20 protein-coding genes are annotated in these 20670 nt (G+C 59.6%); 7 read left to right on the top strand and 13 right to left on the bottom strand.

Annotated elements, in window-relative coordinates; translation table 11 throughout:
• Positions 1-103: 103 nt before the first annotated feature.
• From hemW to FKG94_RS22805, 9 genes are all read right to left on the bottom strand, one after another.
• Positions 104-1726 carry a radical SAM family heme chaperone HemW gene (gene hemW / locus FKG94_RS29450; protein WP_142929257.1) on the bottom strand — a complete coding sequence of 541 codons (1623 nt, stop codon included), beginning with the start codon at positions 1724-1726 and terminating at the stop codon, positions 104-106.
• The gene (gene rdgB, locus FKG94_RS22770; protein WP_142929258.1) at positions 1723-2388 is read right to left on the bottom strand and encodes an RdgB/HAM1 family non-canonical purine NTP pyrophosphatase; all 666 of its coding nucleotides are present in this window, start codon (positions 2386-2388) and stop codon (positions 1723-1725) included. Before rdgB ends, hemW begins: the two co-directional genes overlap by 4 nt.
• On the bottom strand, positions 2375-2833 hold the full coding sequence (locus FKG94_RS22775) for a DUF4426 domain-containing protein (protein WP_142929259.1): 459 nt from the start codon (positions 2831-2833) through the stop codon (positions 2375-2377). The genes rdgB and FKG94_RS22775 overlap by 14 nt, the downstream gene beginning before the upstream one ends.
• Positions 2834-2943: 110 nt before the next feature.
• Positions 2944-3546 carry a methionine biosynthesis protein MetW gene (gene metW, locus FKG94_RS22780; RefSeq protein ID WP_142929260.1) on the bottom strand — a complete coding sequence of 201 codons (603 nt, stop codon included), beginning with the start codon at positions 3544-3546 and terminating at the stop codon, positions 2944-2946.
• A 3-nt stretch (positions 3547-3549) separates the two neighbouring features.
• Positions 3550-4710: a homoserine O-succinyltransferase MetX gene (gene metX / locus FKG94_RS22785; protein WP_142929261.1), complete on the bottom strand. Its 1161-nt coding sequence runs from the start codon at positions 4708-4710 to the stop codon at positions 3550-3552.
• A 155-nt stretch (positions 4711-4865) separates the two neighbouring features.
• Positions 4866-6899, bottom strand: a complete 2034-nt coding sequence (locus FKG94_RS22790) for a dynamin family protein (protein WP_142929262.1) — start codon at positions 6897-6899, stop codon at positions 4866-4868.
• A 338-nt stretch (positions 6900-7237) separates the two neighbouring features.
• Complete coding sequence (locus FKG94_RS22795; RefSeq protein ID WP_142929263.1) at positions 7238-7813, bottom strand: YggT family protein; 576 nt, start codon at positions 7811-7813, stop codon at positions 7238-7240.
• A gap of 45 nt (positions 7814-7858) precedes the next feature.
• Positions 7859-8680 carry a pyrroline-5-carboxylate reductase gene (gene proC, locus FKG94_RS22800; RefSeq protein ID WP_142929264.1) on the bottom strand — a complete coding sequence of 274 codons (822 nt, stop codon included), beginning with the start codon at positions 8678-8680 and terminating at the stop codon, positions 7859-7861.
• 36 nt (positions 8681-8716) lie between these two features.
• The gene (locus tag FKG94_RS22805) at positions 8717-9409 is read right to left on the bottom strand and encodes a YggS family pyridoxal phosphate-dependent enzyme (RefSeq protein WP_142929265.1); all 693 of its coding nucleotides are present in this window, start codon (positions 9407-9409) and stop codon (positions 8717-8719) included.
• A gap of 174 nt (positions 9410-9583) precedes the next feature.
• Between FKG94_RS22805 and FKG94_RS22810 the strand changes: the two genes are divergently transcribed.
• Positions 9584-10618 (top strand): type IV pilus twitching motility protein PilT, encoded by a 1035-nt coding sequence (locus FKG94_RS22810; RefSeq protein ID WP_142929266.1) that lies wholly within the window; start codon positions 9584-9586, stop codon positions 10616-10618.
• A gap of 15 nt (positions 10619-10633) precedes the next feature.
• Positions 10634-11776 (top strand): PilT/PilU family type 4a pilus ATPase, encoded by a 1143-nt coding sequence (locus FKG94_RS22815; protein ID WP_142929267.1) that lies wholly within the window; start codon positions 10634-10636, stop codon positions 11774-11776.
• Here the strand turns inward: FKG94_RS22815 and ruvX are convergent.
• From ruvX to gshB, 4 genes are all read right to left on the bottom strand, one after another.
• Positions 11773-12183: a Holliday junction resolvase RuvX gene (ruvX, locus tag FKG94_RS22820; protein ID WP_142929268.1), complete on the bottom strand. Its 411-nt coding sequence runs from the start codon at positions 12181-12183 to the stop codon at positions 11773-11775. The genes FKG94_RS22815 and ruvX overlap by 4 nt on opposite strands.
• 4 nt (positions 12184-12187) lie before the next feature.
• Complete coding sequence (locus FKG94_RS22825) at positions 12188-12835, bottom strand: YqgE/AlgH family protein (protein ID WP_142929269.1); 648 nt, start codon at positions 12833-12835, stop codon at positions 12188-12190.
• A 468-nt stretch (positions 12836-13303) separates the two neighbouring features.
• A complete protein-coding gene (locus FKG94_RS22830; protein ID WP_246125338.1) occupies positions 13304-14188 on the bottom strand; it encodes an energy transducer TonB in 885 nt (294 codons plus the stop codon).
• 61 nt (positions 14189-14249) lie between these two features.
• The gene (gene gshB, locus FKG94_RS22835; protein ID WP_142929270.1) at positions 14250-15200 is read right to left on the bottom strand and encodes a glutathione synthase; all 951 of its coding nucleotides are present in this window, start codon (positions 15198-15200) and stop codon (positions 14250-14252) included.
• 364 nt (positions 15201-15564) lie between these two features.
• On the opposite strand from gshB, the gene pilG reads away from it, so the two are divergent.
• The 5 genes from pilG (at position 15565) to FKG94_RS22860 (ending at position 20659) form a co-directional block, all read left to right on the top strand.
• Positions 15565-15960, top strand: a complete 396-nt coding sequence (pilG, locus tag FKG94_RS22840) for a twitching motility response regulator PilG (protein WP_142929271.1) — start codon at positions 15565-15567, stop codon at positions 15958-15960.
• 62 nt (positions 15961-16022) lie between these two features.
• Entirely contained in the window at positions 16023-16385 is a 363-nt protein-coding gene (gene pilH / locus FKG94_RS22845; protein WP_142929272.1) for a twitching motility response regulator PilH, read from the top strand.
• A gap of 37 nt (positions 16386-16422) precedes the next feature.
• A complete protein-coding gene (locus FKG94_RS22850; RefSeq protein ID WP_142929273.1) occupies positions 16423-16965 on the top strand; it encodes a chemotaxis protein CheW in 543 nt (180 codons plus the stop codon).
• A 549-nt stretch (positions 16966-17514) separates the two neighbouring features.
• Positions 17515-19695, top strand: a complete 2181-nt coding sequence (locus FKG94_RS22855) for a methyl-accepting chemotaxis protein (protein WP_425460067.1) — start codon at positions 17515-17517, stop codon at positions 19693-19695.
• A gap of 106 nt (positions 19696-19801) precedes the next feature.
• A complete protein-coding gene (locus tag FKG94_RS22860) occupies positions 19802-20659 on the top strand; it encodes a CheR family methyltransferase (RefSeq protein ID WP_142929275.1) in 858 nt (285 codons plus the stop codon).
• Positions 20660-20670: the final 11 nt, after the last annotated feature.

Raw genomic sequence — 20670 nt, forward strand, 5'->3', positions numbered from 1 at the left:
CGCGAATTGCCGATAAATAAAGGCCTGTAGGAATGACGGTCGGATTACAGTCAGACAGGCGCCCGGTGCCGGCGCGGCGGGCCGGTTTATTGGACCGGCGGTATCAGGAGGGCCGCTTATCTGACATAAAGGCTTCCAGCACCGTATTGAGAAAGCGCAGGCCGGTTGCCGTAGTCTGCAACCGCTGCGGGTCCGGCGTCATTAGTCCTCGCTCGTGCAGCCGGCGCAGGGGGTCGGCAATTGCCTCGAGCGCCATACCGGTGCGTTGCGAAAACAGCCGCTGCGACACTCCTTCCGTGAGGCGCAGGGCATTCATCATAAACTCCAGGGGCAGCTCACTGTGAGTGAGCGTCTGGCGGCCCGCGATAAATTGCCTGCCGGTGTAGAGGTAGTGCTGCGGCTGACGGGTTTTGCGCAGTCTTTCCACAGTGCCGTCCGCCCTGGTGACCTTGCTGTGGGCGCCGGCGCCGATACCCAGGTAGTCGCCGAACTCCCAGTAGTTGCGGTTGTGGACAGACTGGCGTGCCGGGCGGGCAAAAGCCGAGACCTCATAGCGGTAAAAACCATTAGCCTGCAACAGCGCTTCGCCCTGTTGTTGGATATCGGCGAGGGTATCGCCGTCGGGCACCTGCGGCGGGCGGCTGTAGAACTCGGTATTGGGCTCGATGGTCAACTGATACCAGGATAAGTGCTCAGGCGCCAGCGCCAGCGCCTGCTCCAGGTCTGCGAGGGACTGTTTGAGCGCCAGTGCCTGTCCCGGGTTCATGTCTGAGTTCAGCCCTGGCCCCGAGTCGAGGTCGGTCAGTACTGCGGTCAGTGCCTGTCCCAGGTTCACTAAGTCAGAGTCAGCAGAGTCGATGCCTGTCCCAGGTTCAGGCCGTGTCCCGGGCTGGCCGGTGCCAGGTTCAGTGGCTGAGTCGGTGCCTGTCCCAGGTTCACCACCAGGTTCAGTGGGCGCCAGCGCCAGCGCCTGCTCCAGGTCTGCAAGGGACTGTTCGAGCGCCAGTGCCCGTCCCGGGCTGGCCGAGTCGGTGCCTGTCCCAGGTTGATCGGTCAGTGCCTGTCCCGGGTTGGCCACCGGGTTGGCCACAGAGTCGATGCCTGTCCCCACGATGCCTGTCCCAGGTTCAGTCCCAGGTTCAGGATCGGTCAGTGCCTGTCCCAGGTTGGCCAGGGTGGCAACCGCAGTGTCCTGGGGCAGTGACGGCAGGCCGTACATCAGGTCGAGGTTGATATTGTCGAAGCCGGCGCGGCGGGCTATATCCACCGCCACCAGCGCTTCGCGGCCCGAGTGAATACGACCCAGGCGGCGCAGTTTCTCATCTTCGAAACTCTGCACACCAAGCGACAGGCGATTGACGCCGGCGGCGCGGAAATCGCTGAATTTGCGTTGCTCAGCCGTGCCCGGATTGGCTTCCAGAGTGATTTCGATGGCCTCGCCGAACCCCACCAGACTCTCGGCCGCCGCCAGAATCTCGCCGATCGCTGCAGCGGAGAACAGGCTGGGCGTGCCGCCGCCGATAAAGATCGACGCCAGCTTGCGGCCGCGGGCCAGGGCCCGGTCTTGCTGTAAATCGTCGCACAGCCTGGCCACATACTCGGCCTCGGGTAACTGCGGCCCCGCCGCGTGGGAGTTGAAGTCGCAGTAGGGACATTTGCGCACGCACCAGGGGATATGGATATAGAGCGACAGCGGTGGCGGTGGCGGTGGCGAGATGGGTGTCACCGCCGGGCGTCGCTGTCGGCTGCCGCTGGTGCCGGGGCTCGAGGGAGTAATTGCGGGCGCTGCTGAAGATGCTGCAGGAGCTGTTGCATGGCGCGGGCGCGGTGACTGAGGGTGTTTTTTACCGAGCTGTCGAGTTCGGCCGAGCTACAGCCGGTTTCAGGGACCCAGAACAGCGGATCGTAACCGAAGCCGTTGGCGCCGCTCGGCGCGCTCAGAATCCGGCCCTCCCAGGTGCCCTGGCAGATGACGGGGGTCGGGTCTTCGCTGTGCCGCAGATAAACCAGCAGGCACTGAAAGCGCGCAGTGCGCTCGCGCTCGGGCACCGAACGCAGGCGCTCCAGCAGCAGGGCGTTATTGTCGGCATCACTGGCGCCGGCGCCGGCAAATCTCGCCGAATAGATACCGGGTGCGCCTTGTAAGGCGTCGACCTCGATACCGGAATCGTCGGCAATAGCGGCATTGCCGCTGTGAGCACAGGCGTTTCTGGCCTTCAGCAGCGCGTTTTCCACGAACGTGAGGCCGGTCTCGGCAATATCCGGCACCGAAAACGCCGCTTGTGGGCGCAGTTCGACAGGGTAATCCGCCAGCAGGTGACGAAACTCCCGCAGCTTGCCGGTGTTGCCGCTGGCCAGGACGATGGTGGGGGCATCAGTTGTCGACATAAAGGGTTTTGGTGAACTTCAGTTGGTAGGGGCGGCGATTGCCCGGCATTTTAACGTCGATGGCGAAATTGAGCACCTCCTCGTTGGTGAAGCGTACCGAGGCGAGATAATACACCGCGTCCTGTTCCTGGATTTCGGAAAACTCCAGTTTTCGCTGTTGTTGCATAAGGTTGGTGGCGGTGCCGCTGATCTGCGCCGGTATGCCGCCCTGCACGCCGTCCTTGACCACGGCGATATTGATCAGGGCACGGTCTTTGCCGCGGGTTATATTGTAGATCCGGGCGATGTCGGGTTTGATGAAACTGCTGTTGTAAACGCTGAAAAACACTTGGTGATCGCCAAACCGTTCAAACGGTTTATCGCCGGCTGCGGCGCTCCCGGCGCCGAGCAGGGCCGCGATAAAAACGACGAGGACGGATAACAACAGTTTATTGTGCTTGTGCATGGGTGGTTCCTCCTGCGATTGGCAGTAGCGGTATGCGCACGGCAGACATGAGTCCGCGGGTCGCCTCCGCGACACTCTTACTTAGTGCGGGAGCCGCCGCCGATGTTCCCCTATTCTCCACCATTGGCGGTGAGGTGGTAAATGGCTGTTTCGCCAAATAAATTTGGACGCCACTGCGCCAGCAGCCGGGCCCGCGGGCGCTCGGTCACCACCTGGCGGTGCAGGATCGTGATATCGAGTTCGCGGCACAATACTTCGAAGTCCTTGAAGGTGCAGAAGTGAATATTGGGTGTGTCATACCACTCGTAAGGCAGGAGGTCCGATACCGGCATGCGCCCGTGCAGCGCCAGGTGCCAGCGGGCTTTCCAGTGGCCGAAGTTGGGAAAGGTGACAATACACTCTTTGCCTACGCGCAGCATGTCCGCCAGCACCCGGTGGGGGAAATGCATGGTTTGAATCGCCTGGGCCATCACCACGGTATCGAAGCTTTTGTCGGCAAAATTGGCCAGGCCCCGATCCAGGTCCTGCTCGATCACGTTGACCCCGCGGGCGATACAGGCGGAGATATGGCCGGGGTCGATTTCCAGGCCGTAGCCCTCCACCTGCTTGGTGGCCGCCAGTGACTGCAGCAGCGAACCGTCGCCGCAGCCCAGATCGAGAATGCGGCTGCCCGGGGCAATCCAGTTGGCCACTTGGTTCAGATCGATGCGCATGGGTCAGGGGGATTCCCGGCAGATATTGAGCATATAGCGGCGGAACACGTCGCTGTAGCGCCGGTTGGGAATGAGGAAGGCGTCGTGGCCGAAGTGAGAGTCGATTTCGGCGTAGCTGACGGCGCGGTTGGCGCCGATCAGGGCATCGACAATTTCCCGCGAGCGCAGCGGGGAGAAACGCCAGTCGGTGGTGAACGCGATGACCAGAAAGCGACAGCGGGCGTGGCGAAAGGCGGCTATCGGGTCGTTATCGTATTCCCGCGCCAGGTCGAAGTAGTCGAGGGCCTTGGTCATCAGCAGGTAAGTGTTGGCGTCGAAGCGCTGGGAGAAGGCGTCGCCCTGATGGCGCAGATAGCTCTCCACCTCGAACTCCACCGGCTCATCGGTGCCGCGCTCGAAGCTGCCGGAGCGCAGCTCGCGGCCGAACTTTTGCCCCATGCCGTCATCGGACAGGTAGGTGATGTGCCCGATCATACGGGCCACGGACAGGCCTTTTTTCGGATAGCTGTCGCGGGCGGCGTAGTCGCCGTCGAAGAAGTGGGGGTCCGATAAAATGGCCTGGCGGGCCGTTTCGTTAAAGGCGATATTCTGGGCCGTCAGCTTCATTGCCGAGGCGATGGCGACACAGTGACGCAGGCGCCCCGGGTATTCGAGGGCCCAGCGCATCGCCTGCATACCGCCGAGGCTGCCGCCGATAACCGCCGCCCACTGCTCGATGCCGAGATGATCGGCCAGAAACACCTGGGTTTCGACCCAGTCCCTGACCCGCAGGTTGGGAAAGTCGGCGCCCCAGGGCTTGCCGGTCTGCGGATTGATGCTGCGCGGGCCGGTGGAGCCGTGGCAGCCGCCGATATTGTTGGGCGACACCACAAAAAAATGATCGGTATCGATGGGCTTGCCCGGGCCGATATAGTTGTCCCACCAGCCGGGTTTTTGGTCCTCCGCAGTGTGAAAGCCGGCGGCGTGATGGTTGCCCGAAAGCGCGTGACAGATCAGCACCGCATTGGTTTTGTCCCGGTTGAGCTGGCCGTAGGTCTCAAACACCAGATCGTAGCCGTCCAACTGTCGCCCGTTGGCGAGCAGCAGGGGCTGGTCGCAGTGCAGCGTTTGCGGCTGCACCAGGCCCACTGAGTCGGGTGGAAATTGTCGCTGCGATTGCTTCACGGTTGTTTGCTGGATGCGGCCGGCCGGTTAAAAACCCGCTAGTCTAAGGATGCCGGCTGGTGCCTGCAAGGGCGGTGTGTCGGCAGCCGGCCCGGGCCGGCTGTTCAGCAGGCCGGCTTTTCATCGGGCCGACTTTTAATCAAGCCGACTTTTAATCAAGCCGACTTGGGGTGTTGAAAGGCGTCGCTGTTTTCGGCGCTGCGTTTGAGCGCGGTTCGCGGCAGCGAGTTCACCTCGTCCAGAATTTTGTCCAGCGTAAACAGGGCGGCCTCCTGGTCGGCGATTTCCGTGCGCATCCGTTGCAGCTGCTGGGGCAGTGTGGGTTTGGTCTGGCTGAGACTGATCAACAACACCATATGCCGTTCCAGCAGTTGTTTCTGCAGTTGCGTGTAGTGGTGATGGCGGGCCAGGGATACGCAGGCCCAGGCGGTAATCTTGTGTTGCAGGTCGCTGTACAGGTCCTGCAGTTGGGCGATCAGGCAATCGATAAAGCGGCCGACGTGGTCATGGCCGGTCGAGAAACCCTCAAACACCGGCAGGCTTTGATCGATTTGCCGCTTCAGCAGCATCAGGCGCTGCTGGTGCTGGGTGACGTCAAAGGCTTTCAGTGACGGCGTCAGGTCATCGTCGATGGGAAATTCGAAACCCAGGGTGCGGGTGTGGATGGTCTCCAGCAGGCTGTCGGCGCGTTTCTTGCGCTGCGACAATTCGTCGAGGTTTTGCGCCTGGATCTGGAAAAAAGCGGTCAAGCTGCGAAACCGCGCCAGCGGCGAGTGGCTCTGTCTGATCTGTTGCTGCAACGCGTTGATCTGTCCCTGCAGCTTTTTCCCCGCCACACACTCATCGAGCTCCTGGCTCATGCGCTCCAACTGCCGCTGACTGGCGCGGAGATTAAGCGACTGGCGCTGCAGTTGGGCGTGAATGCGTTTGGCCTGGCCGCGCTGCTCGGTAATCATCTGCAGTTGGTCGGCGCTGTCGAGGGTGGCCTGCAGGCGTTCCCGCTCGGCATCGCAACTGAACAAGCGCTGCTTGAGGGCGTTGCGCGAGTTTTTCATCACGGCGACCACGTGGGCGAGCATCGGGTCCTGCATCAGCTGTTGCTGATGCTTCTGTACCAGGTTCGCCAACAGCGCCTCGAGGTGATTCCAGTTGCTGCCAACCAGGTGGCCGGCCTCCTGGGCCGCCTTGCCCAACAGGGCCTGTTTCGCCGATAAGGGGCAGACCTGGCCCAGCGGCAGGCGCAGGTCCCGGGCGATTTGTTTGCACAGGGTGTAGGCCTGCTGCCCGAGCTGGGGGCGCTGGTGTGTCTTGCCGCCGCTCTCATTGTCGATCTCGCCGGCGGCATCGTGTTGTTGCGACAGGGTGTCGGCCTTGTTGACCAGGGCGACCGTGGTACACAGAGGACTGTCGGCAAAGACCTGCAGGTGAGTCTGCCACAGTGCCCGGTCGGTTTTACTCAGGCCCTGCTTGGCGTCGACAACAAAGAACAGCGCCTGGGCCCGGGCCAACTGGTGCAGCCCCATTTCCGGCTCGTTGTTGAGGGCGTCCATTCCCGGGGTGTCGATGATCCGCAGCCCCTTGCGCAGCAGCGGGTGGTCGATATTGATCAGGGCGTGGCGCCAGACCGGGATTTCGACCCGGTCGGGGTTATCGGTACAGGTTTGCAGCAGATCGCTGTTATAGCCCAGGGTGTCTGCCTCGCGCCGGGTGACGGTCTTGACCTTGGCTATTCTGGCCATGGCGGCGCGCGCCTGGGCCGGGTCGCGGGGATCGAAATTAAACGTCAGCCAGTGGTGTGGAATACACTTGAAGCGGTCGATGCTCTGGTTGCTGTCGCGGGTCTGGATCGGCAGCAGGCGCACGCAGCTGGGTTGGCTGGGGTCACAGAATATCTCGGTGGTGCAGCGAATACTGCCGCTTGGCTCCGACGGCAGAATCCGCTGGCCGTACTGGCCGAACAAAAGGGTGTTTACCAGTGTGGTCTTGCCGCGCCCGTAGGCGCCCACCACGGCCAGGGTGAAACTGCTGCGCGCCAGGGTCTGCAGTGCCTCATCGATGCAGTACTGCGCCTCCATACCGGAAATGCCGTGGGTGCCAAACCATCCCCGGAACCGGGTCAGCTGCGAGACCAGTTTGTGTTTCCACAAGTCGTAGGCCGCCATCTGGCGGTGCAAAGATGTCACATCCATAGGGCTGAATACAAAAAGTCAAACGGAAATGCCATTGTTGTGCTTTTGTGGTGGTTAATGATACCGATTCGGTCACCCTCGCCTGGAGGGCTTTATAACTTTCAGTTATTTAGCGATTCCTGCGCAATGTGATCCAACCCTCGCCTTACCTGGCCTTTACCTGGGGTCTATCGTCAGTCTCGGGTCAATCGGGCTACCGGATTGGCCCGACAGTTGGGTTTATCTTACGAAGCCGGTTTCCCGGGCTTCCACGACACCCTTCCAAAGCGATGTCTTTCCCGCGTCGTGGCATTATACGCCCGAAGCCGGTGAAGATCCTCGCCATATAGACAGGAAGATTATCCGAATGTCCTGACGACGGACAAGGTCAGCGCCGGCAGCAGCATGTTTTTGGCGATAAACAGCAGCATGCCGCCAATCAGCGGCGAAAAATCCAGCCCCCCCATCGGCGGCAGCAGGCGCCGGATCGGCATCAGCAGCGGCTCCATCAGCTGGCGCAGCAGCAACAGCGCGGGATGGTAGCTCTGCGGTGCCACCCAGCTGGCGATGACCATGATCAGCAGACCCCAAAAGTAGATATCCACCACCACCGCCAGCAGCCTGATCAGCGAATAGAAAATCAACAGCAGAGGCGGCACCATACCCTGACCGCTCATCAGGGTTATCACTATAAAGACCAGGCACTGCAACACCAGGGCCAGCAGCAGACAGGCCAAATCGATACCGAACACCCCCGGCACGACTTTGCGAATCGGCAGCAGCAACGGGTTGGTCAGCTTGACCACCGCCTGCGACAGGGGATTGTAGAAATCGGCGCGCACCAGTTGAAACAAAAACCTCAACAGCACAATCATGATGTAGAGGTAGCTGATGGTCTGCAGCACAAAAACGGATATTTCAGCCAATAAATTCATGCAGTCATTTCCCAGTCTCGGCCCGGGGCCGGTTGATAGTCGTGTTTACTCATCGCCCATTTCTTCAGCCATTGCCACGGCTCGGTCGGCACAGGCCTGCATGGCAGCGGCCACGATACCGCGCAGATCACTGTTCTCAAAGGACTGCACGGCCTGTTCGGTGGTGCCGCCGGGGGAGGTGACGCGGCGGCGCAGCTCCGCCACGCTCTGGTCACTGGCGTGCGCCAGCGTGGCGGCGCCGAGGGCGGTTTGCAGCGTTAGTTGCCGGGCGGCCTCCGGACTCAGTCCCTGTGCGACACCGGCGTCGATCATCGCTTCCATAAACAGAAAAAAATAAGCCGGGCCGCTGCCCGAGACGGCGATGACCGCATCGAGCAGCGCCTCGTTTTCCAGCCAGGTGACCAGGCCCACGGCGCCGAGAATTTCACCGGCGATAGCCCGCTGCGCCGCGCTGGTGGCGGCGTTGGCGAACAGGCCGCTGGCGCCGGCCTGAACCAGGGCCGGTGTATTGGGCATACAGCGTACTATAGCCTGGTCTTCGCCAAGCCAGCGGGACAGGCTCGCCATGGGGATGCCCGCGGCGATGGAAATGATGACCGGATGCTTTGCAAGGTGGGTGCGCAACGGCTCGGCGACCGCTTTCATTACCTGGGGTTTGACCGCCAGCACCACGGCATCGGCCCGGGCCGCGGCGGCATTGTCGGCGCTGGTCTCGATGCCGTAGTTGGCGTGCAGGGTCTCCAGATTGGCTGCCAGGGGGTCACAGGCGATGATATTGGCGGTGGGATAGCCCTTGGTGACCAGGCCGCCGATAATGCTGTTGGCCATATTGCCGGCGCCGATAAACGCCAGTATTGGTTTGTTCACAAATCTGTCCTTATTGTCCTGTTGTATCGCTACCGCTCACGGGTTCCGCGGTCCGAAAATATCCGTGCCGACCCGCACTATGGTCGCGCCGGCGGCGATGGCGGCTTCCAGGTCTGCGGACATACCCATCGAGAGAGTGTCCAGCGGTGCCTGGGGCAACCGCTTTTGCAGGCGCTCCAGCGCAGCGGCGACCTGTTCAAACACCGCCTGCTGTTGGGCCGGCTCTGTGCGCCGTGCGGGAATTGCCATCAGGCCGCGCAGCCGCAACGCCGGCAGCTCGCTCACCTGGGCCGCCAGCGCCTCCAGGTCGCGGTAGTCCACGCCCGCCTTGGTGGCCTCTGCATCGGTATTGATCTGGAGGCAGATATTCAGCGGTCCCCGCGCCGGCGGCCGCTGCTCGCTGAGGCGGCGCGCCACCTTCACCCGGTCGACACTGTGAACCCAGTCAAAGTTCTCGGCAATGGCGCGGGTTTTGTTTGACTGTATGGGGCCGATAAAATGCCATTCAAGGTCCAGGTCGGTAAGCAGCGTTTGTTTTTCCAGAGCCTCCTGCAGGTAATTTTCCCCAAACTGGCGCTGGCCGCAGTCACAGGCCCGGCGAATTGCGCCGGCGCTGCGGGTCTTGCTGACCGCCAGCAGGCAGATTTCCGTCGTCTCTCGTGCCGCAGTGTGTGCAGCCTGTTCAATTCTGGCCGAAACTTTCTTGAGGTTGTCTGCGATCTTGTGCATATACTTGATACACTACGGCTGATTTTGCGGGCGCTGTCGAGTTAAACCCGGGGAATTCTAACCCGGATTGGCGGCCCCGAAGTGCCCTCAGGTGAAAATTGAGGGTGCAAATTGAGGGTGCAAAGTAGCAGATAGTAAAATCATAGGTAGCTGTAGCGAGAATAAGGTAGCTGTATGGATATTACGGAACTCTTGGCATTTAGCGCAAAACAGGGTGCATCTGACTTGCATCTCTCCGCCGGTCTGCCGCCGATGATTCGGGTAGATGGCGATGTGCGCCGCATCAACCTGCCGCCGATGGAGCACAAGCAAGTGCACAGCTTGATCTACGAGATCATGAATGACAAGCAGCGCAAGGACTACGAGGAATTTCTGGAAACCGATTTTTCGTTCGAGGTGCCGGGGGTGGCGCGTTTTCGGGTCAACTCCTTCAACCACAACCGCGGTGCCGGCGCCGTGTTCCGGACCATTCCCTCGAAAGTGCTGACCATGGAAGAGCTGGGCATGGGCCAGGTATTTCGGGATATATCGTCGGTGCCCCGGGGCCTGGTGCTGGTAACCGGACCCACCGGCTCCGGTAAGTCCACTACGCTGGCGGCGATGATGGATTATATTAACGACAATAAATACGAACATATTCTGACCATCGAAGACCCCATCGAATTCGTTCACGAAAGCAAGAAATGCCTGGTAAACCAGCGCGAGGTACACCGCGATACCCACGGTTTTGCCGAGGCGCTGCGCTCGGCGCTGCGGGAAGACCCCGATATCATTCTGGTGGGCGAGATGCGCGACCTGGAGACCATTCGCCTGGCGCTGACGGCGGCGGAGACCGGTCACCTGGTGTTCGGCACCCTGCACACGACCTCGGCGGCGAAGACTATCGACCGGGTCGTGGATGTGTTTCCCGCCAATGAAAAGGCCATGGTGCGCTCGATGCTGTCGGAGTCGCTGCAGGCGGTCATCTCCCAGACACTGATGAAGAAAAACGGCGGCGGTCGCGTCGCCGCTCACGAAATCATGCGCGGCACGCCGGCAATCCGCAACCTGATCCGCGAAGACAAGGTCGCGCAAATGTACTCGGCGATTCAAACCGGTGGCTCGGTCGGCATGCAGACCATGGATCAGTGTCTGATGGACCTGGTGGACCGCCGGGTTATCGCCCGCGATGTGGCTCGTGAAAAGGCCAAGATGCCGGAAAATTTCTAGTGGAGTGATGTGCTGATGGATTTTGATCGTTTGCTGTCTTTAATGGTCGAGAAAGGAGCTTCCGACCTGTTTATCACCGCCGGCGTGCCGCCGTCGATTAAACTGCACGGGCGTGTGGTGCCGGTAACCACCACCCCGCTGTCGCCCGAAAAAGCCCGGGAGACTGTGCTGAGTGTTATGAACGAACGCCAGCGCGTCGAGTTTCTCGAGGAAAAAGAACTGAACTTTGCCATCAGTGCCCGCGGTATCGGCCGTTTTCGCTGCAGCGCATTTTACCAGCGCAACCTGGCGGGCATGGTGTTGCGGCGAATAGAAACCAATATTCCCAAAATCGATGACCTGGGGCTGCCGGAGATCATTAAAGAGCTGGCCATGACCAAGCGCGGCCTGGTGATTTTCGTGGGTGCGACGGGCACCGGTAAGTCGACATCACTGGCGGCGATGATCGGGCATCGCAACCGCAATTCCAAAGGTCACATTATCTCGATCGAGGACCCGATCGAATTTATCCACCAGCACCAGGGTTGTATCATTACCCAGCGCGAGGTGGGCATCGATACGGATTCTTTCGACGTGGCTTTGAAAAACACCCTGCGGCAGGCGCCGGATGTGATTCTTATCGGCGAGGTGCGTACCCGCGAAACCATGGAGCACGCCATTGCCTTCGCCGAAACCGGCCACCTGTGCCTGTGCACCCTGCATGCCAACAACGCCAACCAGGCGCTCGACCGTATTATCCACTTTTTCCCGGCCGATCGTCACAGTCAGTTGTGGATGGATTTGTCGCTCAATCTGAAAGGTATCATCGCCCAGCAGTTGCTGCCCACACCGGACGGCAATGGCCGCCGCGCCTGTCTGGAAGTCATGTTGAACACGCCACTGGCCTCCGACCTGATTCGCAAGGGCCAGGTGCACGAGCTGAAAGAACTGATGAAAAAGTCCACCGAGGTGGGTATGCAGACGTTCGATCAGGCGCTGTACGAGTTGTACGACCGCGGTGAGATCACTTACGAGGACGCCCTGGCCCATGCCGACTCGCCCAACGATCTGCGCCTGATGATCAAGCTGGCCTCGGAATCGGATGCCGAATACCTGTCCCACGCCGCCGACGAGCTGTCGATTCAGGAGGACGAGACCGACAGGAGCCGGCTGTTTTAGCGGTTTAACCAGCTCTCCAAAATCAGGCGCGCCGCGATCGAGTCCACCGGCTCGGCGGCGTAGTTGCCGCGGTGACCGCGACTTGCCGCCACCTCCTTGGCGGCCACGGTGGATAACCGCTCATCCATCATTTCCACCCGGACCCCAAAGCGCCCGTGCAGGCGCTGGCCGAACTTGCGCGCCCGTTGTGTCAGTTCGCTGTCGCTGCCGTCCATATTCAGGGGCAGGCCCACTACCACCAGTGCCGGGCGCCACTCCTCCAGCAGGCGTTGGACGACAGCCCAGTCTGGAATGCCGTCGCGGGCTGGCAGAGGTGCCAGTTCCGTGGCGGTACCGGTCAGCGTCTGGCCCGCGGCCACGCCCAGGCTGCGGGTACCGTAGTCGAAGGCGAGCAGGGTTTGGGTCACCGATTTACGCGTGGCCTGCGGCTGAAGAGATCAGGTTCAAGTCGATACCGAGCTTCGCCGCCGCCGCCGACCAGCGCTGTTCGATGGGGGTGTCGAAGATGATGTGGTGGTCGGCCGCCACCGTCAGCCAGGAATTGGCGGCTATTTCGGCCTCGAGCTGGCCGGCGCCCCAGCCGGCGTAGCCCAGCGCCACCAGCGCCGATGCCGGCCCCCGGTTTTGCGCCAGGGCGGCGATAATATCGCGCGATGCCGTGAGGCTGACCTGGGGCGAAATCTGAATGGTGGACTCGAACTGCGGGCCTGAGGAGTGCAGCACGAAGCCCCGTTCAATATGCACCGGACCGCCGGACAGCACGGTCTGGCGGCCCACCTCGGTATCGTCGGGGAGTTTCAGTTGTTCGAAGATATCGCCCAGGGATAAATTCAGCGGATGGTTGATCACTATGCCCATGGCGCCGTCGGCGGTGTGGTCGCAGATATAAGTGATCGTATGGGCGAAGATGGGGTCGCGCAGGCTCGGCATCGCCACCAGAAAGTGGTTGCGCAGACTGCCCTGGGTTAAGTCGCTCTGCTCGATAGGTGCAGGTTGATCTGGCTTCTGTCCCCCCTTGTGCGTCTCTCTGGTCTTGCTCGTTTCTTTCGCATCTCCCATAGTCGTCTCTCCCATAGCCCTGTACTCCGGCAGACAGTTGACTGGCCACTGTTCTAGTATTGGGGGTGATAGTGGTGAAAACAAGCCCTATATGGCAACCGGAGGCTGTGGCTGACTGACGGTATGGCGTCGGATTGCCGCGTTGTCAGGCCTGGGAGAGCTGACTGAAAATGTGTTAACAGGCTCGAATGGCATTTATCCAGCTTTCTTAAGAGGGTTTGCACCAATTTATCGATCCCTGCTCCAGTCTTATCGGTCTTGGTTTAGAACACTGTGGGTAGGTCTGCCTTTGGAGGAGGCTTTCAGAAACTCTCGACAGCAGGGATGCTGTCGTGAAGTCCCCAGGGATGGGTTCACGACGTGTTTCTGAAAGCCTCCTCCAAAGGCAGGCCGGTTAACTGGCACACTTTCGCATAAGTACCACCACCAAAAGTAGGCGCTTGAGGCGAGTGCTATTCTCAACAGGCTCTAATTGGTGGTGCTGAAGCCTGTGATTTCGAAATGCCAGGTGCGAATGATTTCCAGTTGATCCGCTTCCCGGCGAATTTCCGGGGGGAAGGGAGCAAAAGGTGAGGCCAGATGTACGATTTGCATAGCGGCGTCATCGAGCACCGCATGGCCTGAGGACTGCAGGATTTCCACCTTTTCGATGGTGCCGTTGGGCAGGATCACCGCCGCCAGGCGCAGGTCGCCAAACAGGTTGTTTTGCAGTGCTTCCTGCGGGTAGTTGCGGTTGCCGACAAACTCTACCTTGTTGCTCCACTTGTGCAGATACTCGGCGTCGTAAGAGGCTTTGGTGGCTACCGATGTGATGCGCCGCACCCGCGGTTTTTTGGCGTACTGCTGGCGCTGCTGGTCCAGCTTGGCGCGCAGGCTGGCGATTTCGGCGCTGACCTCGAGCTGCTCCTGTTGGTCGCCCTCGAGCTGCTGCACCTCCTCCTGCAGCTCCGGATCGGGGGCCTCGGTGGTCTGGCGGGCCGTGTCGGCGCTGGTGCTGACCACCTGTGTTTGGCGCTGTACCGGGGTGGTGGCCTGAAGCTGCGGCTCGGGGTTGATGTCGCGAATCTGGGTGTCGGAAATCTGGGCCTGCTGTTCGGTGGTAAGCTGCTCTGCCTGCTCCAGCGTGCCGCTCGCCTCCTGGTTGAGCTGGGCCAGGTAATCGGCTTTGTCCGGCGCCTGTTGCGCCTTGTGGGTGGCCAGGGTGATATTCAGGGTCGGTGCCACCTTGTCGCTTTGATCGGCCGAGAAGCTGATGCCGAGAATCAGCAGGGCGTGAACCGCCAGCGCCACAAACAGGGTAAAGCTGAGGCGATCGGCGCTATCTACCGGTTGCACAGCAGTGGTCGTTAGCACGGGTGGTTCTTTAACTCCCTGTTCTCGTTAATGTTTCTGGCTCGCTCGGGCATGGACCCGATCAGCGCCCCAGTCGCGTTTCTATGGCATCCATCAGCCGGGTGCCGATGGCGGTGTCATAGGCCCGATCAATTTCCCGCACGCAGGTCGGGCTGGTGACATTGATCTCCGTGAGATAGTCGCCGATGACGTCCAGGCCGACAAAGAGTAACCCTTTTGCCCGCAGCGTAGGTGCGACCTGGGACACAATCCAGCGATCCCGCTCCGTCAGGGGCTGGGCCTCGCCACGCCCGCCGGCGGCCAGGTTGCCCCGGGTTTCGCCGGCGGCGGGAATCCGCGCCAGGCAGTAGGGCACCGCCTCGCCGTCGATGACCAGAATACGTTTGTCCCCCTGGGTGATCTCGGGTATGTAGCGCTGCGCCATGATAGTCTCGCGCCCGTGGCGGGTCAGCGTTTCGAGGATCACGCCGATATTCGGGTCGCTCGCCGTGCAGCGGAAGATGCCGCTGCCGCCCATACCGTCCAGCGGTTTGTAAATAACGTCGCGGTGGCTGGCGTGAAACTGGCGCAACTGGGCGTTGTCGCGGCTCACCAGCACCGGTGGACAGCAGTCGGGGAAGCGGGTGGCGAACACCTTCTCATTGCAGTCTCTCAGGCTCTGGGGGTCGTTGACGACCAGCGCCCCCTGGTCCTGGGCCGCTTCCAGCACATAGGTACTGTAGATGTATTCGCTGTCGAAGGGCGGGTCCTTGCGCATCAGGATAATGTCCAGATCGCCGAGCCGGGTGGTCTGTGGCGGTGCCAGTGAAAACCATTTCTCGGCGTTGTCATACACGTCCAGGGCGCTGGTGGCAGCCATGGCGACTCCCTGTTCCAGATAGAGATTCGCCTGCTTCATGTAATGCAACTGCCAACCCTTTTTTTGTGCCGCCAGCAGCAGCGCCAGAGTCGTATCTTTGTGAAAATTGATGGAAGCAATGGGGTCCATCACCACCCCGAGAGAAATACTCATAAATACTGCGTTGCCTTACCGGTGAGCACACTGGTTTTTTGCACGATTGATGCGCTGCAAGCTTACGGCATCGCCGGGCGGTGCTCAATGTCATTTTTGCGCGGATTTGGGCGTTGTGACAGCACGCTTGTCAAACGCCGCAAGCACGCCAATAATGGCGTCCCTATCAGCGTGGAAAAATGCGACTTTACGCACATTAGCCGATTTTCAAAAACAAGAGTTTCTCCTTTTATTCATAAGCTTATAGATTAAACCTGAGAACTGTGTTAAAAAATTAAGCTCCCGCGGATTGTACACATTAAAGACTGTATATAAATGCCGGAAAAGCTAACAAAAAGCGATAAAAGAGACAAAGGTCACTCAGATGGACGTTAAGCTGGAAAGCCTAAAGGTAATGGTGATAGACGATAGTAAAACGATTCGTCGAACCGCCGAAACCTTGCTGAAAAAAGCCGGTTGCACCGTGGTAACGGCAACAGATGGCTTCGATGCTCTAGCAAAGATTGCCGACACCCGACCGGATATCATTTTCGTGGATATCATGATGCCGCGGCTCGACGGGTATCAAACCTGTGCATTGATTAAGAACAACAGTGAATTCAAATCCACCCCCGTGATTATGCTCTCCAGTAAAGACGGCTTGTTTGACAAAGCCAAGGGGCGCATCGTCGGGTCGGACCAGTATCTCACCAAACCGTTTAGTAAAAGCGAGCTGCTCGGCGCCATAGAAGCCCATGTCAAACAGGCTAAGGCATCCTAGGTGGGATTAAACCGTTAACCCCCATAATAACAACTGAAGGTAAGTACGTTTTCGAGGAAACTATGGCTAGAGTACTGATTGTTGATGATTCTCCGACGGAGACCTACAAATTAACCAGTATGCTGGAAAAAAACGGACACGTCGTAATGACGGCCGAAACCGGCGAGGGAGGCGTTGCCCTGGCCAAGAAAGAGCTGCCGGAAGTCGTGCTGATGGATATTGTCATGCCCGGGTTGAACGGCTTTCAGGCTACCCGCCAACTCACCAAGGCGCAGGAAACCGCTGAGATACCGGTCATCATCGTCACCACCAAAGACCAGGAGACGGACCGGGTGTGGGGGTTGCGGCAGGGCGCAAAAGCGTATTTGACCAAGCCCATCGAGGAGAAAGTACTCCTCGATACCATCGCCGATGTGCTGGTGTAGGCGGCAGTTGTCAGTGAACGGCGAGAAAGGGTAATCCATGGCGAAGCAGCAGGCAGCGTTTCAGGCACTGGTTGAGCTGGCACATCGCTCCAGAAGAGCGGCCAAGGGTCTGCCCGCACAGGTGGACATCACCCCGCACTGGAGCGGGGTGGGTTTTTCGCTGCTCGGCATGCACTTCGTCTCTCCCATGGGGGTGGTGTCGGAGATGCTGGAGGTACCCCCGTATACCCGTCTCCCCGGCGTGCAGCCCTGGGTGCGCGGGGTGGCCAATGTGCGCGGGCGCCTGCTGCCGCTGTTTGATCTGGCGGCGTTTTTTGGCGGCCGCCTGCAGACCCACCGCAAATTGCGGCGGGTGTTGATTTTGGAGGCCGGCGGTCTCTACAGCGGTCTGATTGTGGATCGGGTGTTCGGGATGCAGCATTTTCCCGTCGATACCTACACCACGGATTTGAGCGGGATAAATGCGGAACTGAGATCGCTGGTATCGGGGAGCTATGAACTGGATGAGCAGCGCTGGTGGGTATTGAACCCGGCCACACTGGCTGAGAATGCGCGCTTCGTCAACGCGGCTAAGCTATAGGGGCCGGCTGTCGGCCTGCGAGTTGCCCGGGGCGGTGACAGGCCCTGTGGGACAGCGTTGAGTGACACCAACAGAGGATGTTTACAGAAAGTCACGGTGTACAGCGAGAACGGTGTACAGCAAGAAAGGCACGCAGACAGGAAAGTGCACAGGACAGTAAGGTTACACAGTCAGTTGACACAGAGAAGTGGCAGCAGATAGTTGACGCAGGGAGCCGCAAGTGCGGCACAGCCTAGTGTAAAAAGCGTGTAAAAACGGCTGACAAAGGAAAGTGTTTCAGGGACATCAGGGATGAGAATAAAGCGGAATTTCAATAAATGCGAGTGTGGTGTCACCGCTGTTTGTTTGCAATCCAGTCAGGTGTATCGTGCGGAACGCAGTCGTGAATAACTATGCGAGTCGGTGAGCAGCAGAAGCCGCCACTCGTGAATTAGAGTTCGTAAATTGAATTAGGGCTCATAAATTAGAGTAGAACGCAACGTCGGTCAGGAGCGTAGCATGAAAATTGAATCCAGAAACCTTTTCGCCACGATAAGGACGAATCCGACCATGACCCTCTTGGTGGTGGGATTGTTGCTGTGCTTCGTTGCACTGGCGGGCAGTATTTATCTGGTGCAGAGAGACGCCGGTCGCGATCAGCTATATCTGCAGATGGCGTCGGAATTGCGCGCATTGTCCTATCGCGTAACCTCGCTCTCTCGAGACGCCACCTCCGGGGATGAGGCGGCCTTCACCGAGCTGCAGAACGTGATGAACAACATGGACTCCACCTGGGACCGGCTGCGGGCCAGTGACCCCAGCACGCGCAAGGCGCTGGCGGAGGAGTTTGCCGGCTACGAGGGGGTCTGGCAGCGGGTTAAAGAAGACGCCGACAGCATTATCACCAACAAAGACACCATTATCTTTCTGAACGATGTTGCCACCACGCTGAATGAATCGCTTCCGGAGCTGCAGGCCGAGCACAATAACATCGTCGAGATTCTGTTGGAAAACGACGCCCCGGCCGACCAGGTGGCGGTGGCGCAGATGCAGTCCTGGCGCGCCGAGCGGATCGGGCGCAACGTGGACAAAATGCTGCGCGGTGGCGGTGACGCCGGCGAGTCTGCCGACCAGTTCAACCTCGATGCCAACCTGTTTGGAAAGGTTCTGGCCGGTATGCAGGGCGGCGATGCGGCGATGAGTATCTCGCGGGTAACCGACTCCGAGGCCATCGCCAGTTTGAACGAGATCAGTGAGCTGTTCGAGTTTGTAAGCTCGTCGGTGCGGGAAATTTTTGAAGCGTCGCCGGCCCTGTTTAAAGCCCGTCAGGCCGCCAACAACCTGCTCGATGACTCGCCGCTGCTGCTGGAGGCCTTGAGCACCCTCTCCGACCGTATCGCCGCCCAGGCATCCGTGCGCATGCCCAACAACACCATCAGTCTGTTCCTGGCCGGGTTCGCGGTGGTGTTCGGTGTTATTATCGGTTTTATGATGTACGGCAATACCCGCCAGCGCCTGCAGGTTACGGCCGATACCAACGAGCGTAACCAGAACGCAATTTTGCGACTGCTGGACGAACTGGCCGACCTGGCCGACGGTGACCTGACCACCTCCGCCACTGTGACCGAGGACTTCACCGGAGCGATCGCCGACTCCATCAACTACACCATCGACCAACTGCGGGTGCTGGTATCGCGGATCAACGAAACGGCGGTGAACGTATCGGGCGCCGCCCAGGATACCCAGCAGACCGCACTGCACCTGGCGGAAGCTTCTGAGCACCAGGCGCAGGAAATTGCCGGTGCCTCGGCGGCGGTCAACGAAATGGCCGTGACCATCGACCAGGTATCCGCCAACGCCGCCGAGTCTACCGCGGTGGCGGAGCGATCGGTATCGATCGCCAACAACGGCGCCAAGGTGGTACAAAATACCATCAACGGCATGGATACCATCCGCGAGCAGATTCAGGATACCTCGAAGCGGATCAAGCGTCTGGGTGAGTCGTCCCAGGAGATTGGTGACATCGTGAGCCTGATTAACGACATTGCCGACCAGACCAACATTCTCGCCTTGAACGCTGCCATCCAGGCCTCTATGGCCGGTGACGCGGGCCGCGGTTTCGCGGTGGTTGCGGATGAGGTACAGCGGCTGGCGGAAAGATCGGCGGCGGCGACCAAGCAGATCGAGGCGCTGGTAAAAACCATTCAGAACGATACCAACGAGGCGGTGATCTCGATGGAACAAACCACCGCCGAGGTGGTGCGCGGTGCACGCCTGGCACAAGATGCGGGTGTGGCACTGGAGGAGATCGAAAACGTATCGACAAGCCTCGCAGAATTGATTCAGAACATCTCCAACGCCGCCCGCCAGCAGGCGTCGTCGGCGGGCCACATCTCCAACACGATGAACGTGATTCAGGAAATTACCTCACAGACCTCGTCCGGTACCGGCGCCACGGCCACCTCGATCGGTAACCTCGCCGATATGGCACTGGACCTGCGTGAGTCTGTAGCCGGCTTCAAACTGCCGGAAGAAATCGAGCAGACCGGCCACTACGAAGCGGTGTCTGACGACGATGTGCCGGTGATGGACGAAGCGCTGGTGGAAGAACAGGTGGAAGTGCTTGAAGACGCCGTAGATTTGAGTCTCGATGAAGAGTTTACCGCCGATTTGGATGAGGCCGTCGAGCAGAGCGATGAATTGCTGCTGAATTCGGAGCCGGGCCGGGATTCTTCCAAGGCCATCGCTTGAGCACCGGTATCCGGCCCAGCGACACGGGCCGGACCTGTAAGGGGTGCCGGCAGCGGCAATGGCTTAACAGCTTACTCGGTAAACGTCCGGGGTTTGACAATAACTGATGGCGTGGTCACTACAAGCTTTACCGGAGCTTTCCGAGGCGCAGTTTGAGCAGTGGAGTAAGTTGCTGGAGGAGCGTACAGGTATCCAACTGGCGTCGCGTCAGCGGCCGTTCCTGCAAACCCAGATTGCCATGCGCATGCGCGAGGTGGGATACGAGGATTACGGTCGGTACTTCGACGAAGTCGTGAGCGGCGAGCAGAGTGTCATGGAGTGGTCCCGGTTGGTGGACCAGTTGGTGGTAAAGGAGACCAGCTTTTTCCGCCATCGCCCCTCCATTGAATATGTGCGCGATTTGTTGCAGGAGCGCATCAACAATCAGGACCTGTCGCGAAGTTTTGATGTCTGGAGTGTCGGGTGTGCGACCGGGGAAGAGCCTTACTCACTGGCAATGGTGATCAATGATTGCTTTGAGTTGGCGGCGCTCGATCCCTACTACGGTATTACCGCCACCGACATCAGTTTGCTCGCTCTGGGCCAGGCGCGTCAGGGCGATTATACGGTGAGAAAGCTGGAGCAGTTGAAGCCGCAGGAACGCCAGCGCTATTTTCGGGAAACCGAAGGCGGGCACTATCGCATCGACGCAGCGCTGAGGGATCGACTGTGCTTCAGCCAGGGCAACATATTGCAGATTACCGATATGCCCGTGGCAAAAATGGATGTGATTTTTTGCCAGAACCTGTTGGTGTATTTTCGTCGCTGGCGCCGCCGGGAACTGTTGAATGCCTTTGTAGAGAGGCTGAAGCCCGGCGGTGTATTGGTTATTGGTCTCGGTGAAGTCGTCGACTGGGAGCACCAATATGCACAGCGGGTTAGGGATAAGAATATACAGGCGTATATCCGCAGCCGGGCCGATTGAGATGTCGCCGG

Origin of the sequence: Exilibacterium tricleocarpae (genome assembly GCF_007004655.1) — a bacterium.
Classification (GTDB): Bacteria; Pseudomonadota; Gammaproteobacteria; order Pseudomonadales; family Cellvibrionaceae; genus Exilibacterium; species Exilibacterium tricleocarpae.